The 14228-nt window shown below is 71.5% G+C and carries 14 protein-coding genes; 6 read left to right on the top strand and 8 right to left on the bottom strand.

Annotated features, from left to right (window positions below):
• Window positions 1-2: 2 nt before the first annotated feature.
• The 3 genes from OG738_RS32430 to OG738_RS32420 all read right to left on the bottom strand — a co-directional run bounded on the left by OG738_RS32430 (window position 3) and on the right by OG738_RS32420 (window position 3066).
• Window positions 3-1040, bottom strand: coding sequence for an NADH:ubiquinone reductase (Na(+)-transporting) subunit F (locus OG738_RS32430; RefSeq protein ID WP_329046695.1), 1038 nt, complete (start codon window positions 1038-1040; stop codon window positions 3-5).
• A gap of 19 nt (window positions 1041-1059) precedes the next feature.
• Complete coding sequence (locus OG738_RS32425; protein ID WP_329046693.1) at window positions 1060-2712, bottom strand: methane monooxygenase; 1653 nt, start codon at window positions 2710-2712, stop codon at window positions 1060-1062.
• Between the two features lie 105 nt (window positions 2713-2817).
• A complete protein-coding gene (locus OG738_RS32420) occupies window positions 2818-3066 on the bottom strand; it encodes a hypothetical protein (protein ID WP_329046691.1) in 249 nt (82 codons plus the stop codon).
• A gap of 177 nt (window positions 3067-3243) precedes the next feature.
• Here OG738_RS32420 and OG738_RS32415 point away from each other — a divergent pair, with 177 nt between their 5' ends.
• Together OG738_RS32415 and OG738_RS32410 are read left to right on the top strand one after the other, a co-directional pair.
• Window positions 3244-5040, top strand: coding sequence for a sigma-54-dependent Fis family transcriptional regulator (locus OG738_RS32415; RefSeq protein WP_442875963.1), 1797 nt, complete (start codon window positions 3244-3246; stop codon window positions 5038-5040).
• Between the two features lie 189 nt (window positions 5041-5229).
• A complete protein-coding gene (locus tag OG738_RS32410) occupies window positions 5230-5649 on the top strand; it encodes a DUF5655 domain-containing protein (RefSeq protein WP_329046688.1) in 420 nt (139 codons plus the stop codon).
• A 54-nt stretch (window positions 5650-5703) separates the two neighbouring features.
• Here the strand turns inward: OG738_RS32410 and OG738_RS32405 are convergent, their stop codons facing one another.
• A complete protein-coding gene (locus OG738_RS32405; RefSeq protein ID WP_442875962.1) occupies window positions 5704-6912 on the bottom strand; it encodes a YncE family protein in 1209 nt (402 codons plus the stop codon).
• A gap of 219 nt (window positions 6913-7131) precedes the next feature.
• Here OG738_RS32405 and OG738_RS32400 point away from each other — a divergent pair, with 219 nt between their 5' ends.
• A complete protein-coding gene (locus OG738_RS32400; RefSeq protein WP_329046685.1) occupies window positions 7132-8247 on the top strand; it encodes a helix-turn-helix domain-containing protein in 1116 nt (371 codons plus the stop codon).
• A 194-nt stretch (window positions 8248-8441) separates the two neighbouring features.
• Here OG738_RS32400 and OG738_RS32395 read toward each other — a convergent pair whose 3' ends face one another.
• Complete coding sequence (locus OG738_RS32395; RefSeq protein ID WP_329046683.1) at window positions 8442-8987, bottom strand: TetR/AcrR family transcriptional regulator; 546 nt, start codon at window positions 8985-8987, stop codon at window positions 8442-8444.
• 103 nt (window positions 8988-9090) lie between these two features.
• Between OG738_RS32395 and OG738_RS32390 the strand changes: the two genes are divergently transcribed.
• A complete protein-coding gene (locus OG738_RS32390; protein ID WP_329046681.1) occupies window positions 9091-9972 on the top strand; it encodes an NmrA/HSCARG family protein in 882 nt (293 codons plus the stop codon).
• Window positions 9973-9974: 2 nt separating this feature from the next.
• Here the strand turns inward: OG738_RS32390 and OG738_RS32385 are convergent, their stop codons facing one another.
• Window positions 9975-11087 (bottom strand): epoxide hydrolase family protein, encoded by a 1113-nt coding sequence (locus OG738_RS32385; protein WP_329046679.1) that lies wholly within the window; start codon window positions 11085-11087, stop codon window positions 9975-9977.
• A gap of 62 nt (window positions 11088-11149) precedes the next feature.
• Here OG738_RS32385 and OG738_RS32380 point away from each other — a divergent pair, with 62 nt between their 5' ends.
• Window positions 11150-12118, top strand: coding sequence for a helix-turn-helix transcriptional regulator (locus tag OG738_RS32380; RefSeq protein WP_329046677.1), 969 nt, complete (start codon window positions 11150-11152; stop codon window positions 12116-12118).
• Here OG738_RS32380 and OG738_RS32375 read toward each other — a convergent pair.
• Both OG738_RS32375 and OG738_RS32370 read right to left on the bottom strand, forming a co-directional pair.
• Entirely contained in the window at window positions 12087-12563 is a 477-nt protein-coding gene (locus OG738_RS32375; RefSeq protein WP_329046675.1) for an SRPBCC family protein, read from the bottom strand. The genes OG738_RS32380 and OG738_RS32375 overlap by 32 nt on opposite strands.
• Before the next feature lies 1 nt (window position 12564).
• Window positions 12565-12900: an ArsR/SmtB family transcription factor gene (locus OG738_RS32370; RefSeq protein WP_329046673.1), complete on the bottom strand. Its 336-nt coding sequence runs from the start codon at window positions 12898-12900 to the stop codon at window positions 12565-12567.
• Between the two features lie 89 nt (window positions 12901-12989).
• On the opposite strand from OG738_RS32370, the gene OG738_RS32365 reads away from it, so the two are divergent.
• Window positions 12990-14210: an ROK family transcriptional regulator gene (locus OG738_RS32365; protein ID WP_329046671.1), complete on the top strand. Its 1221-nt coding sequence runs from the start codon at window positions 12990-12992 to the stop codon at window positions 14208-14210.
• Window positions 14211-14228: the final 18 nt, after the last annotated feature.

The raw sequence follows: 14228 nt of genomic DNA, 5'->3' as shown, positions 1-14228 counted from the left end.
TTTTACCCTTCGCCCGTGGTGGTGAACTTGTCGTAGAAGACGCGCTTGTCGGCGACGCCGAGCGCGGGCAGCAGTTCCAGCGCGGCCTCGACCATCGGCGGCGGGCCGCAGACGTAGGCGTCGGCGCCGGTCAGGTCGAGGCCGGCCCGGCGCAGGACGTCGGTGATCAGGCCGGTCTCGCCGTCCCAGGCGTCGTCGCCGGGTTCGGAAAGCGCTGGGACGTAACGGAAGTTCGGCAGTTTCTCCTCGAGCTCCCGCAGTTCGGCGTGGAAGCAGAGATCCGCCTCGCGGCGGGCGCCGTAGTAGTAGGTCGCCGTCCGGTCGATGCCGCGCTCGGCCATGGACCGCAGCAGCGACAGGATCGGCGCCATCCCGGCCCCGCCGCCGACGAAGACCAGGTCCTTGCCCGGGTTGTCCCGGAGGGTGAACACCCCGAACGGACCGCTCACCCGGAGCCGGTCGCCGACCGCGACGTCGGTGTCGAGGAACCGGGAGAACAGTCCGTCGGGGTAGATCTTGATGACGAACTCGAGCAGCCCGTCGCGCGCCGAGGTGTTGGCCATCGAGAACGACCGGGACTCCTCGGTGTCCGGGATCGCGAAGTCGAGGTACTGCCCGGGGAAGAACTTCAGCGACTGGTCCGGGTCCGTGAGCTTGACGACGAGGTGGCGCAGGTCGTGGGTGACGTGGTCGTTCGACACGACCTCGACCTCGGCCTCCTGGATCGGCAGGCCGGAGTGGATCATCTCCTCGTCGTAGTTGAGCAGCTCGATCGTGAGGTCCTCGTAGGCGTGGGCCCGGCACAGCAGCGTGAAGCCTTCCTCCTTTTCGTAGTCGGGGAGCGCGAAGGTCGAATAGCGGTCGTGTTCGACGTCTTCGCCGTCGAGGATGAACGACTTGCAGGCCGCGCACTGTCCTTCTTTGCAGCCGTGCATGAGCATGACGCCCTGCTCGGCGGCGGCGCGCAGGATCGTCTGCTCCTCGGCGACGTCGATCTCGATCCCGACCGGCTCGAACCGGACGCGGTGCTTCTCAGCCATGCCGGGCCTCTCCTCGCCCTCAGGCCTGCTGCGGCGCCGGCCGGCCGGCCGGGCCCTGGCGGTTGTAGTCGGCCACGAACGCGGCGCGTTCCTCGGCGGACATCTGGTTCAGCAGCACGTTCGGCGACTGCACCTCGGGCATCCGGCGCAGGTGGTCGAGCGTCCACATCTTCTTCGGGTCGAGGTTCAGGTGCGGCTGCGCGACCATGGTCTTGCCGTCGTCGCGCACGAAGCCCATGTCGGAGACGACGTCGGCCCAGTTCCAGCCGTGGTAGAGCGTCTCCCACTCGCGGGCGCCGACCAGCTGGCCCATGTTCGGGGTGTTGCGGCCCTGGTAGGTGGGCCGGAACGCCTCGGCGTCGGTCCAGCGGCACGTCTCCGAGCAGTACGTGCGGTGCTGGCCGTCCACCTCGTCGACCACCATGTCCTCGCGGATGAGGCACGGCACCATGCAGGTCCAGCAGCGGTGCGGGTACACGTAGTCGACGTCCTCGGCGACGATCGGGTGGTGTCCGTTCGGCGTCGCGAGGCGGGCGTAGTTCTCCCACCACTTGCCGTACTTGTCGTACCAGCCCGGGTACTTGTACTCGAACCACTCGAAGTCCTCGTCGGTCATCGGGTCGATGCGCCAGTAGTTGGCGAGCCACCCGGTGGCGAAGAACTGCGCGACCTCGTGGACGTAGCCCTTGTTCCAGATCCGGTTCCACGCCTCTTCGATGAGGTCGTGCGGGATCACGAGGCCGTACTTCTCGAGCGGGACGAGGTAGCTGCGGTAGTAGTCGTCGTAGATCCAGCGGCGCCACATCTCCGCGTAGCTCTCGCGGTCCTTGCGGCGGTCCTTGGTGCCGTACTCGATGAACGTGCCGATCGCGGCGTCGACCACGGCGTGGTTGTTCCACCACGCGTACCGCAGGTCGCGTTCGAGCAGCTGGTGGTTGCTCTCGTCCGACAGCGCCATCAGCAGCGTCGCGTAGCCGTTGCTGATGTGGCGGGACTCGTCGGACTGCACCGAGTGGAACACCGTGGGCAGCAGGTAGTCGCCGTTGGCGGCGGCTTCCGCCGGCATGGCGACGAAGAGGGTGTTCGTGAACGCCGTCTCCGCCACGATGGTGAGGTAGATGCTCGCCGCGGTGATGGCGTCACCGGTGATGAAGCCTTCGGCGAACTGGCGGCCGATGGTGCCGCAGTAGTCGTTCTGGAAGTTGCGCAGGCTCGAGTTGAAGCCCGCCGGGTCGATGTAGTTCTGCATGTACAGGCGCTTGAGGTTCTGCTGGATCGTCGAGTGCCGGACCTCGTCGATCATCTGGATCGCCTGGCCGTTGTGCAGCTCCGGGTTGGGCACCGTGCGGAACAGCAGCGGCATGGCCCGTGCGGCGGAGATCTCCGGCAGCGGGATGATCGAGAGGAACAGCTTCTGCCACTCCAGCCAGCGTTCCTGCACCTGGCGGAACATGTTGCCGCGGATCGCGCCGTCTTCGGCGCCGTAGACCCGGTGGTCCTTCTCCTCCTGCATCGGGAAGTACGAGCGGAGGACCTGCTTCAACGGGTCCTTCTTCTTGGCCTTCTGGAAGGTGTAGTCGGTCCCGTAGTGCGAAACCGGGGTGTGGTACGCCGGCTCCCACGACAGTTCCTGGATCTTCTGGTGGGCTTTCGCCACACTCTGGCGACTCATGGAGGCTCCTTGTCCGTCGCTCGCCGTCGGGGCGGACGTCCTGCGTTGACCATTCAAGGGGCGCTCGCGCGTGACGCGGGTCTCAATCTGAGACAGAACCGCTGCTCAGGACGTTTCGTCCCCGCCGAGCATCCGGGCGCGCAGCTCGGCCAGCTCGCTGTGGACGCCCGTCCGCACGCGCGCGTCTCCTTCGACCGTCGGGGTGATCCCGAGCGCGCGCAGCAGCGCCGCGGCCGGGTCACCGGGATGGCCGTCCCCGCCGAACGTCGGGTGCAGTCCCTGTTCGGCCAAATGCGTGAAAACCAGGTTGACGATCGTCCACGGGTTGTAGGTCTCCGCGTCCTCGGCGGCCATGGGCACTCCTCCTGGTCAGCGGTGGGTTACCGCTCCATCGGACCGCCGCCCGCGCGGCCCGGGCGTCTCAATTTGAGACACCGCGCGGCGCGTGCCGGATCTACGCTGAACGGGCGGCACAACGGGTGTGCCCGCACCCACGTGGGCCGCGGGGAAGCGGGAGGTCACGTGGACGAGATGGTGCCCGGAACCGTGCTCGCCGACGACGAGCTCGCGCGCACCCGGGTCCGTTTCCTGACGGCCGAACCGGTGCCGCCCGGCACGGTCCGGCAGACGATCCTGGCCTCCTGGCGGCGCTCGCAGGAGTTCCAGGTCGAGGCCGACCGGATCGACCCCCTCTACCAGGGCGACCACAACCCCGACAGCCCGCTGATCCGCGGCGCGGAGCCGGTGTTGCACAAGCTCGGTGAGCAGTTCGACGGCCAGCCGATCAGCCTGATCCTCACCGACGCGAGCGGCGTCGTGCTCACCCAGCGAACCGGCGACGCGGACCTCAAGCGGCACCTCGAGCGGGTCGAGCTGGTGCCCGGGTTCAGCTACGGCGAGCAGTCCGTCGGGACCAACGGCATCGGCACCGCGCTCGAGGACGGCCGCGCGACCACGGTGTTCGGCCACGAGCACTACGCCGAGCACCTGGAGAACCTGGCCTGCGCGGGCGTGCCGATCCACCACCCGATCTCCGGCAAGAAGATCGGCGCGGTCGACCTGACCTGCTGGTACAAGGACGCGGGCGGGCTGCTCATCGCGCTGGCCCGCTCGACGGCCGAGCAGGTCCGCCAGGCGCTGCTGCGGCACAGTGACGTGCGGGAGATGATCCTCTTCCAGGCGTACCTGCAGACTTGCCGCCGGTGGACCGGCATCGTGCTGGCGTTCAACGACGACATCGTGATGATGAACGACCGGGCGCGGCAGCTGCTCGACCCGGTCGACCAGTCGGTGCTGCTGAGCCACGCCACCGAAGCGCTGGCCGACGGGCGCCGGACGTCGGCGACGCTCGCGCTGTCCAGCGGGCTGCGCGTGCGCGTGTTCTGCCGCCGCGTCCCGGGCCAGCGGGAGACCGACACCGCGGGCGGCGTGCTGTCGGTGAAGCTGATCGAGGCGGAGGAAGCCTTCGCGGTGCCGTCGACGCCGATGCTGCCGATGTACCTGCCGGGCGTGGTCGGCTCGGCGCCGCTGTGGCTGCGCTGCGGGCACGAGCTGGACACCGGCCACCAGCGCGGCGAGTGGGTCGCGCTGGAAGGCGAGGCCGGGACCGGCAAGCTGACCCTGGCGAAGGGCCTGCACCAGCGCCACCACCCGGCGGCGCGGCTGCTGACCGTCGACGCGGCGGTCGCCGGCGGCACCGACTGGGCGCCCGAGCTGCTGCGCGAACACGCCGACGCCCCGATCCGCACCCTGGTGATCCGCCACGCCGACCGCCTGCCCGCCGCGGCGGCCGACGCGCTGGCGACGGCGTTGCGGGAGCTGCGCGAGCAGGCCGACGCGCCCTGGGTCGTCGTCACGCTCGTGCCCGAAGCCGAGACGAAGCCGGCGCTGGCCGAGCTGCTGAAGTCGTTCCCGCGGACGGTGCGCGTGCCGCCGCTGCGCCACCACGTCGAGGACCTCGCGGAGCTGGTCCCGCTGGTGCTGAGCAAGCTCGGCTACGGCGGCCGGCTCACCTGCTCGGCGGCGGCGCTGCACCTGCTGATGCGGGCGGAGTGGCCGGGCAACACCGGCCAGCTCTACGAGGTGCTGCGCAAGGTGGCCCAGCGCCGCCGCGCCGGGACCATCCGCCCGGGCGACCTCCCGGCCGAGTTCCACACCGTCGCGCGGCGGCCGCTGAACCGCTTCGAGTCGATCGAGCGGGACGCCATCGTGCGCTGCCTCGAGGACGCCGACGGCAACAAGGTCCGGGCGGCGAAGCTGCTCGGCATCTCCCGGGCGACGATCTACCGCAAGATCCACGAGTACGGGATCGTCCCGCCGACCCGCTAGGTTGGCGGGGTGACCCGGCCGCGCGCCGGCCGCCCGGATCGTCGACCGGCGCCACGGTGCGCCGGCCGCGCTGCTGGACCGGCTGCCGGCGGCGCGGCGGAAGACCGCGGCCGCGACGGCTGGTCAACGCGGCCGCCACACCATGCCGACGCTCGGCCCGGCCACGCTGTGAGTGCCATGCTGGACGGCATGGCGACCCGCTGGACGTGCCCGCGCTGCGACCGCGAGTTCGCGCGCGCCGGCCAGGGCCACACGTGCGTCCCGGGCTGCACCGTCGACGAGACGTTCGCCGGCCGCGACCCGAAGTTCCGCGCGATCTACGACGCGGTGATCGAGCACCTGCGGACGCTGGGCGACGTCCACGAGGACGCCGTCAAGGTCGGGGTGTTCCTCAAGCGGGACCGGAAGCTGGCCGAGCTCCGGCCCCGCTCGCGGGACGTCCTGGTGTACCTGTTCCTGCCGCACCCGATCGAGACGGCGCGGATCGCCCCGGCGCGGTGGGCGTCGGCGGCCGGGCCCCGGGTGGGGCACCAGCTGAAGCTGCGTGAAGTGTCCGATGTGGACGACGAAGTCCGCGAGTGGCTGACGCTCGCCTACGAAACTTCCTGAGTCTGTCGTGAGTGAGAAACAGGGTTCTAACGCTGTTTCTCACTCACGACGGCGTCAGGAAGCCGGGCCGGTCCAGCCCTCGGGCACGTGGCCGATCCGGACCCGCTGCGGGTGGTCGCCGACCGGTACCGAGACGAGCTTCTGGCCCGTCGCGAAGTCGATCGCCGTGACGCGGTCCGCGCCGGCCTCGGAGATCACGCACGCCGCGCCGTCGCCGCTGACCGTCGCCCAGTACGGCTTCACCGCCGGCACCAGCGTGCCCTGCTGCAGGGTCGCGCGGTCGACGACCGTCGCGTAGTCGTCCATCGTCCCGGCGACGCACAGCTTCGTGCCGGCCGGGTTCATCGACAGGCCGTGGTGGCGGGAGTCGTTGACGAACGTGGTGCGGTCGTCGCTCGTGGCCGGGTTCTTCGGCAGCTCCTTGAGCCGGGTGATCCGGTCACTCGCGACGTCGTACTCCAGGAAGCCGTTGAAGAACGACACCTGGAAGTACAACGTGGACCCGTCCGGGGTGAACGCGACCGGCCGCACGGCGTTCGAGAGGTCGTGGCGCCCGAAGGCGTCGAGCCGCTGGCGCATGTCGATCACCTTGACCTGGCGGAACGTCGTGGCGTCGACGATCGTGATGTGCCGGTCCCCCTTGGTGAAGTCCCAGCCCGGGTCGTCGAGGTTCGTGTCCACGTTGCCGATCGACATGTTCCACAGGTACCGGCCGCCGTCGGTGAACACGTTCTCGTGCGGCTTGTCGCCGGTCGCGAACGAGCCGACCTGCTGCCCGGTCACGATGTCCAGCACGTGCACGGTGTTCGACGTCGACGCGGAAACGGCGACGCGGCGGCCGTCCGGCGAGACCGCCATGTGGTCGGCGCGGAAGCCCGAGACCGGGAAGCGCCAGTTGATCCGGCCGGTGGCGAGGCTGATCGAGACGACGTCGGCGAAGCTCGGCCGCGAAGCCACGACCGACGACCCGTCCGGCGTGGTGTACATGTCGTCGACGAACTGGTCGTGCCCTTCGCCGGGCCCGTTGCGGATGCCGAGGAAGAACGCCAGCTTGACCGGGTTCAGGTAGATCTCCCGCAGCCGGTCGTCCTTGTCCGGGATGATGTTCACGCGCCCGATGTGCGCGAAGGAGCCGCTGGACTGGATGACGTCCGCCGTCCCGTCCCAGTTGTTGCCGACGAACATCACCTCCCGCAGGGCCGCGGGTGCGCCGGCCGCCGGCACCGCCGCGCCGGTCGCCAGCAGGACCACGGCCGCGGCCAGGCACGAGAGGTAGGACCGCCGTCGGCGGGTGCTCGGGGAAGTGCGCACGGAAGACACCTTTCGACGCTGAACAGGTGCGGCGGTGGTTTTTGCGCGGACCAGCGGTTACTGTCCGGTATTGCCACGATGACCGGCCCCGGAGCTCCTCCGGTAGGGCCGATCGCCCAACGTCGGGGGCGGTGGGTTGTGGCCGTGCCACAACGCGTCCGGGAGGTGCCGGTGAAGCCGCTGCTCCGGCGGATCCTCGACGACATGGCCGCGGACGAGGCCGTGCTGGACGAGCTGGTCAAGGTGGCGCGCAGCCAGTCGGCCGAGGTCGCGCGGCTCCCGGAGGCCGAGAACCGGCGGCACATCCAGCTCCTGCTCTCGGCCGCGTTGCGGGCGACGGCGAGCCCCGGCGAGGCGGACTACTCCACCGCGGAGGCGCTGGGCGCCGACCGCGCCGCGCAGGGTGTCCCGCTCACCGAACTCCTGCGCGGGGTCCAGGCGGGTCGCACGCACGCGGCGCGCGTCGCCGTCGAACGCGCCCGGGCGGCGGGCGTGCCCGACGACGTCATCCTCGAAACGGTCCTCGACGCCGACCGCTACACCGGGGCGCTGGAGCACCACGTCGTCAAGGGCTACCACGCCGCCGAGCTCCAGCTTTCCCGCACGGTGCGCGACGCGCGGACCCAGCTGCTGCGGACCCTGCTGCTCGCCGGGCACCCACCCACGCCCGAAGAGCTCCGGCGGGCGGGACTGCATCCCGACGTCCGGTACTTCTGCGTCGTGTCCGACGTCAGCGACCCGGCGCAGGCACGCACGCTGGAGCAGGCGCTGCTCGAGTTCGGCGGGATCTACGGCCTGGTCGAGGGTCGGCTCACGGGCTTGGCGGCCCGGTCGCCCGCCGGCGTGGCGCTCGCCGGCGACGTCCTGCTGGTCGTCGCGCCGGCGGCCGCTTTGCCGACACTGCAAGAGGTCCACCGCCTGTGCACGGCGGCGGCGCGCCTGGCCGGCCCCGGCTACCACGACTTGACGTCCCTGGCGGCCGAGGTGGCCCTGACGGCCCAGCCGGTCCTGGGCGGCCTGCTCACGACGGCGCTGCTCGGTTCCCTGGACGCGGCGAACCCCTTCCACCGCGAGCTGGCGGCGACGGCGTTGGCCTACCTCGACCACGGACAGCGGTTGCGGTCCACGGCGGAAGCGCTGCACCTGCACCCGAACACGGTCCGGTACCGCCTGGACCGGCTGGCGGAGCTGACCCCGTTGGTACTGGGCGAAAACACCGGCGGACGGGTACTCGACGCGGTGCGGTCGTGGTGGGCGCTGCACCGCTGGCTCGCCACGCCGGGCTGATTCCCGGACGGGCAGGCAGCCTCTGGGTCCGGCGGGACCTGCTCGCTGCGCCGGACTGGTTTCTTCGCCACGGCATGCAGCCGCGACGCCCGATGAACGGATGCCGCTCAGTCTTCGACCGGCCACACCACGCCGCCGCGCCAAGGCCTCCGGCGAACGGCCCCGCATCCGGCAGATCGCCTGCCGATCCCCGCTCACCGCGCCGGGCTGATCCCCCGCACCGCCAACGCGAGCAGCCGTCGCGCTTCTCCTGGCGGGTCGCGGTGGTGCTCGGTCGCCAGCACGATGCCCGTCACCACCGCGATCAGGTCCTCGACCGTCACCTCCGGACCGACCGCGCCCGCCTCCGCCGCCCGCCGTACCAACGGGGCGCCCGCTTCGGTCATCGTCGCCGAACACGCGTGGGCCGCGGACCGGTCGTCGCGGACCAGCGCCGTTGCCAAGCCGCGGGCCGTCGCCGCGTACGTCGTCAAGGCGCTCAGCCAGTCGAGCAGCGCCGCGCGGGGGTCCGGTGCCTCCGCCAGCTCGTGAGCTTGCCGGGCCAGCGCGTCGACCTGCTGCCGGAACACCGCCTCCAGCAACGCCTGGCGGCTCGGGAAGTGGCGGCGCACCGTCGCCGAACCGACGCCGGCCGTCCGGGCGATCTGTTCCAGGGAGGCTTCGGCGCCGTGCGCGGCGACCTCCTCCTCGGCGACGGCGAGGATGCGCGTGTAGTTGCGGCGGGCGTCGGACCGCGGCACGGGCCACCTCCGGAACGGGAAGTGGCGGGGGTCGCCACTTAGTGGCTAGTGTAGCGAGCACGAAATGGCGGGCCCCGCCACTTATCGCCGCGAGGAGTTTCCCATGTCCCCAGTTTTGGTCACCGGCGCCACCGGCAAGCAGGGCGGCGCCACCGCCCGTGCCCTGCTGAAGGCCGGCCTCCCCGTCCGCGCGCTGGTGCGGAACCCCGACCGCGCCCGGGCACTGCACGATCTCGGCGTCGAGGTGGTGCAAGGCGACCTCTACGACCCGGCGTCCCTCGTTCCCGCCATGAAGGGCGTGCGAGGCGTCTTCTCCGTCCAGATGCCCGAGATGGCGAACCTGGACGGCGACTCCGAGTGGGTCCAGGGCCGCAACCTGGTCGACGCCGCCGCGGAAGCCGGCGTGCCGCAGTTCGTGCACACCTCCGTCTCCGGCGCCGGGCAGCACCGGTCGGTGCCCGGCTGGGCCGACGGCCGGTGGGCGTCGATGGAGCACTACCTGGAGACCAAGACCGCGATCCAGGACCGCGTCCGCGACGCCGGGTTCGCGCACTGGACGCTGGTCAAGCCGGGATTCTTCATGGAGAACTTCCTGCCGCCGTCGTTCCTGCTTCCCCACGGCAGGCTCGTCACGACCATCAAGCCCGGCACCGAACTGGCCCTGGTCGCGGTCGACGACATCGGCGCCGCGGCCGCGGCGGCGTTCGCGGCCCCGGCGCGCTTCCACGGCGTCGAGCTGGAGCTCGCCGGCGAGCTGATGACCATGACGCGGGTCGCCGAGGTCCTGTCGCGCGCACTCGGCGTCGAGCTGACCGCGCCGGACATGACCGCCGCGGAAGCGATCGCCGCCGGGGCGCCCGCTTTCGCCGTCCGGCACGAGTGGCAGAACGAGGTCGGCCACCCGGCGCGCCCGGAGTTCGCCCGGGCGCTCGGCATCCCGCTGACGTCGTTCGCGGAATGGGCGGAACGGAACCTGGCTCGCTAGGCCTACCGCAGCGTGCGGAAGAACGCCCGGATATCGCCCACCAGCAGCTCCGGCTCCTCCATCGCCGCGAAGTGGCCGCCCGCGGCGAACTCCGACCAGTGCTCGACCTTCTCCTCCGGGTCCATGATCCGCCGCACCATCGGCGAAGTGTTGAACACCGCCCAGCCCGCCGGCACGGCCGACGGCGCCAGCCAGCCGTGGCCGGAGTGCGCTGCCTCGTACAGGAAGCGGGCCGCCGTCGCGCCGCTGCGGGTGAACCAGTACAAGCTGACCGTGGTCAGGAGCCGGTCACGGGAGACGCCCTGGTTCGCCCACGCCTGGAACTTCTCGGCGATCCACGCCAGCTGTCCGACCGGTGAGTCCGTGAGGGCCGCCGCGATCGTCTCCGGCTTGTGGGATTGCAGGTCGAGGTAGCCGCGGCCCGCCTTCCACGCCTCGCGGGCGGCGTCCAGTTCGGACTGTTCGGCCTCGGACAGGTTGTCCGGCAACGGAAGCTGCTCACCCGCCAGCGCGATCGTGCCGCGGTCGCTGTTCACGTGCGTGCCGAGCACGCGGTCCGGGTACAGCGCGGCGAGCCGTCCGGTGACGCCCGCGCCGATGTCGCCGCCCTGCGCGGCGAAGCGGTCGTAGCCGAGCCGGGTCATCAGTTCGGCGAACGCGTCCGTCGTCCGGGCGAGCTCCCAGCCGGGCCCGCTCAGCGGCGTCGAGAACCCGAAGCCGGGCAGCGACGGGACGACGACGTGGAACGCGTCCGGGCCCGGCTCGGTCAGCGGCCCGATGACGTCGAGGAACTCGGCGAAGGAGCTCGGGTAGCCGTGGGTGAGCAGCAGCGGGACCGCGTCCGGGTCGGCCGACCGGACGTGCAGGAAGTGGATCGGCTGGCCGTCGATCTCGGTCGTGCACTGCGGGAACGCGTTGAGCGCGGCTTCCTGCGCGCGCCAGTCGAAGCCGTCACGCCAGTACTCGGCCAGCTCGCGCACGGCGGCGGTGGGGATGCCGCGGGACCAGCCGGGCTCGTCGCCGGGCACGGGATCGGCGAAGCGGGCGCCGGCGAGGCGCCGGTGCAGGTCGTCGAGGTCGGACTGCGGGATCTCGATGCGGAAGGAGTTCGTCATGGCAGGGACGCTAGGAACCATTGCGGAAGACTTCCTTCCGCGATTCGTGGGACGCTCGGAAAATGTTGCAGACCTCCGCCCGCCTGCTCCGGCTGCTCTCGCTGCTCGAAACGCGGCGCGACTGGACCGGCGCCGACCTCGCCGAGCGGCTCGGGGTCACCGCGCGCACCGTCCGCGCCGACGTCGGCAAGCTGCGCGACCTCGGCTACCCGGTCGAGGCCGCCCCCGGCGTCCAGGGCGGCTACCGGCTCGGCGCGGGCGCGCAGCTGCCCCCGCTGCTGCTGGACGACGACGAGGCGGTGGCCGTCGCGGTCGGGCTGCGGACGGCCACCGGCGTCGCCGGGATCGGCGAGACGTCGGTGCGCGCGCTCGCGAAGCTGGAGCAGGTGCTCCCGTCGCGGCTGCGGCATCGGGTGCACGCGCTGCAGGCCGCGACGGTCGCCGTGCCGGCCACCGGCCCGACGGTCGACGCCGACGTCCTGACGGCGATCGCCTCAGCCATCCGGGCCGGCGAGCGGCTGCGGTTCGACTACACCGGCCACGACCGCACGCCGAGCCGCCGCGACGTCGAGCCGCACCGGCTGGTCAGCCTGAGCCGCCGCTGGTATCTCGTCGCGTGGGACCCCGCGCGGGACGACTGGCGTACCTTCCGCGTCGACCGGATGACACCGAAGGTGCCGAACGGGCCGCGCTTCGCCCCGCGCGAGCCCCCGGAGGGTGACGTCGCGCAGTTCGTCCAGCGCAGCGTCGGCGCGGCGACCTGGCGCTACCACGCGAAGGTGCGCCTGCACGCGTCCGCCGAGTACGTCCGGGCCCGGCTGCCGATCGCGGTCGAGGTGACGCCCGAAGGCCCGGACCGCTGCATCACGGAAGTGGGCTCGGACAGCGCGGCCATGCTCTCGCTCTACCTCGGATTCCTCGAAGCCGACTTCGAAGTGCTCGACGCGCCGGAGCTGGCCGCCGAGCTGGCCAAGACGGGCGAACGGTTTCTGCGCGCGGCTAACGCAGGGAGTTCGCCAGCTCCTCGATGAGGGCCAGCTGCTCCCGGACGCCGACCTCCATGCCGGACTCGAGGATCGTGTCCCGCAGTTCCCTGCTGCCGGTCTCGGTCAGCAGCTCGAGGCGCGTCCGGTCCCCGAGCGCGGTGAAGGTGGCGGTGGTGAGCGGCCCGTCCACCGAATCGAGGTCGACGCCCGGCATCTCGAAGACCTCGGTGTAGACGATCTTCTCCTCCGGCACGATCTCCCGGTACTCGCCGTGGAAGCCGACCTCGGCCCCGTCGTTCGTCTCCAGCACGTAGCGCCAGCGGCCGCCGGGCCGCAGGTCCATCTCGACCTTCGTGGTCGTCCCGCGGTGGCCGGCCCACCAGCGCTTCACCAGCTCCGGCGTGGTCCACGCGCGGTAGACCAGATGCCGAGGCGCGTCGAACTCGCGCGTGATGAGGATCCGGTCGTCGGCCGGGGTCGTGATCTCCACGTCAATGCTCCTGTTCCTTGAGTTCTCCGAGGACGCCGTCCAGCACCTCGAAGCGTTCCGACCACGTCCGTTCGTAGCGCTTGACCCAGTCGTGGATGGGCTTCAGCGCCGGGCCGTTGAGCCGGTAGAGCCGCTGCCGTCCGTCCCCGCGGACGTCGACGGCCCCGACCTCCCGCAGGACGCGCAGGTGCTTGGACACCTGCGGCTGCGCGAGGCCGAGCTGGTCGACGAGGTCGCCGACGGACCGTTCGCCGGCCATCAGGACGTCGAGGATCTGCCGCCGCCGGGGTTCGGCGACGGCGTTGAAGGTGTCGGCCGTTGTCGCTGCTCGTGCCACCCGGCCATCATATGCCGATATGGGTATGCGTCAAGACCCACATCCTGGGCACGCTGGGCTCCCGCGCGGCCGTCTGTCACGATCGGGCGATGACCTCCCGGGTCGACGGTCCACACCGGACGGACGCACGCGGCGCCCGGCGGAGTGCCAGCGCGAGCGCCGTCCTGCGGGCGATCCTCGACGACGGCCCGATCGCGCGCAGCACCATCGCGCGGCGGACCGGGCTCTCCGCGGCGGCCGTCACCGGGCACACTGCCGACCTCGTGGGGCGAGGACTCCTGCGCGAACTCCCCGAAGCCGAGCCGCGCCGGAGCGTCGGGCGGCCGCACGTGCCGGTCGACCTCGACACCGGGCGGCACGTCGCCGGCGCGCTGCACCTCGCCGTGCACCACGCCACCGTCGCGCTGCTCGACGTGCGCGGGAAGGTCCTGGTGCAGCACGAAGAACCGCACGACGGCCTGGCCGCCGAAGACCTGCTCGCCCGGGCCGCCGAGATCCTCGACGACCTGCTGCTCGGGCACGCCCCGGACCGCGAGCCGCTCGGCCTCGGCGTCGCCACCGGCGGCTGGGTCGACCGCGAATCCGGCACCGTGGTCGACCATCCCCTGCTGGACTGGAAGAACGTGCCGGTGCGCGACCTGCTCGCCGAGAGCACCGGGCTGGCCGTCGAGGTCGACGGGCACGCGCGGGCCCTCGTCCACGCCGAGCGCCTCTTCGGCCACCCGAAGGCGCGCGAGAGCGTCGTGCAGTTGTTCACCGGCAACGTCGTCGACGCCGCGTTCGCCACCGGCGCCCTCGTGCACCACGGTCCGCGCTCGGCCGCGGGCGCCGTCGCGCACCTGCCCGTCGACGACAGCGCCGAACCGTGCCGCTGCGGGCGCACCGGCTGTCTCGAAGCCACCGTTTCGGAAGCGACGCTCGCGCGCAAAGCGGCGGAAAGCGGAATGCTCACGCGCCCGGATTTCCCAGAACTGCTGGCGCTCGCCAACGCGGGCGATTCCGCGGCGGTGCGGATGTTCCACGACCGCGCCCGGCTCATCGGGCAGGCCGCGGCGTTGCTGCTCGACGTGCTGAACCCGGCGGTGCTCGTGGTGGTCGACCGGAGTGTAGCCCAGGTCTCCGGCTGCCTTCCCGCCATCCGGGACGAAGTCCGCGAGCGGTCCCGCGGGTGCACCGATCCGGCGGAAACCGTTGTGCCGACGAGCTTCCCGGGCACCGAGCTGGCGACGGCCGGTGGCGCGGTGCTGCTCGACGTCCTCTACGACGACCCGCTCGGTCCGCTGCTCACCCGGTTGTCGCGCGCCTCGTGAATCGCCGGAGTTATTTCA

Origin of the sequence: Amycolatopsis sp. NBC_01488 (assembly GCF_036227105.1) — a bacterium.
GTDB lineage: Bacteria > Actinomycetota > Actinomycetes > Mycobacteriales > Pseudonocardiaceae > Amycolatopsis.
The sequence above is the reverse complement of the archived record's forward strand: the minus strand, read 5'-3'. Positions and strand labels throughout refer to the sequence as shown.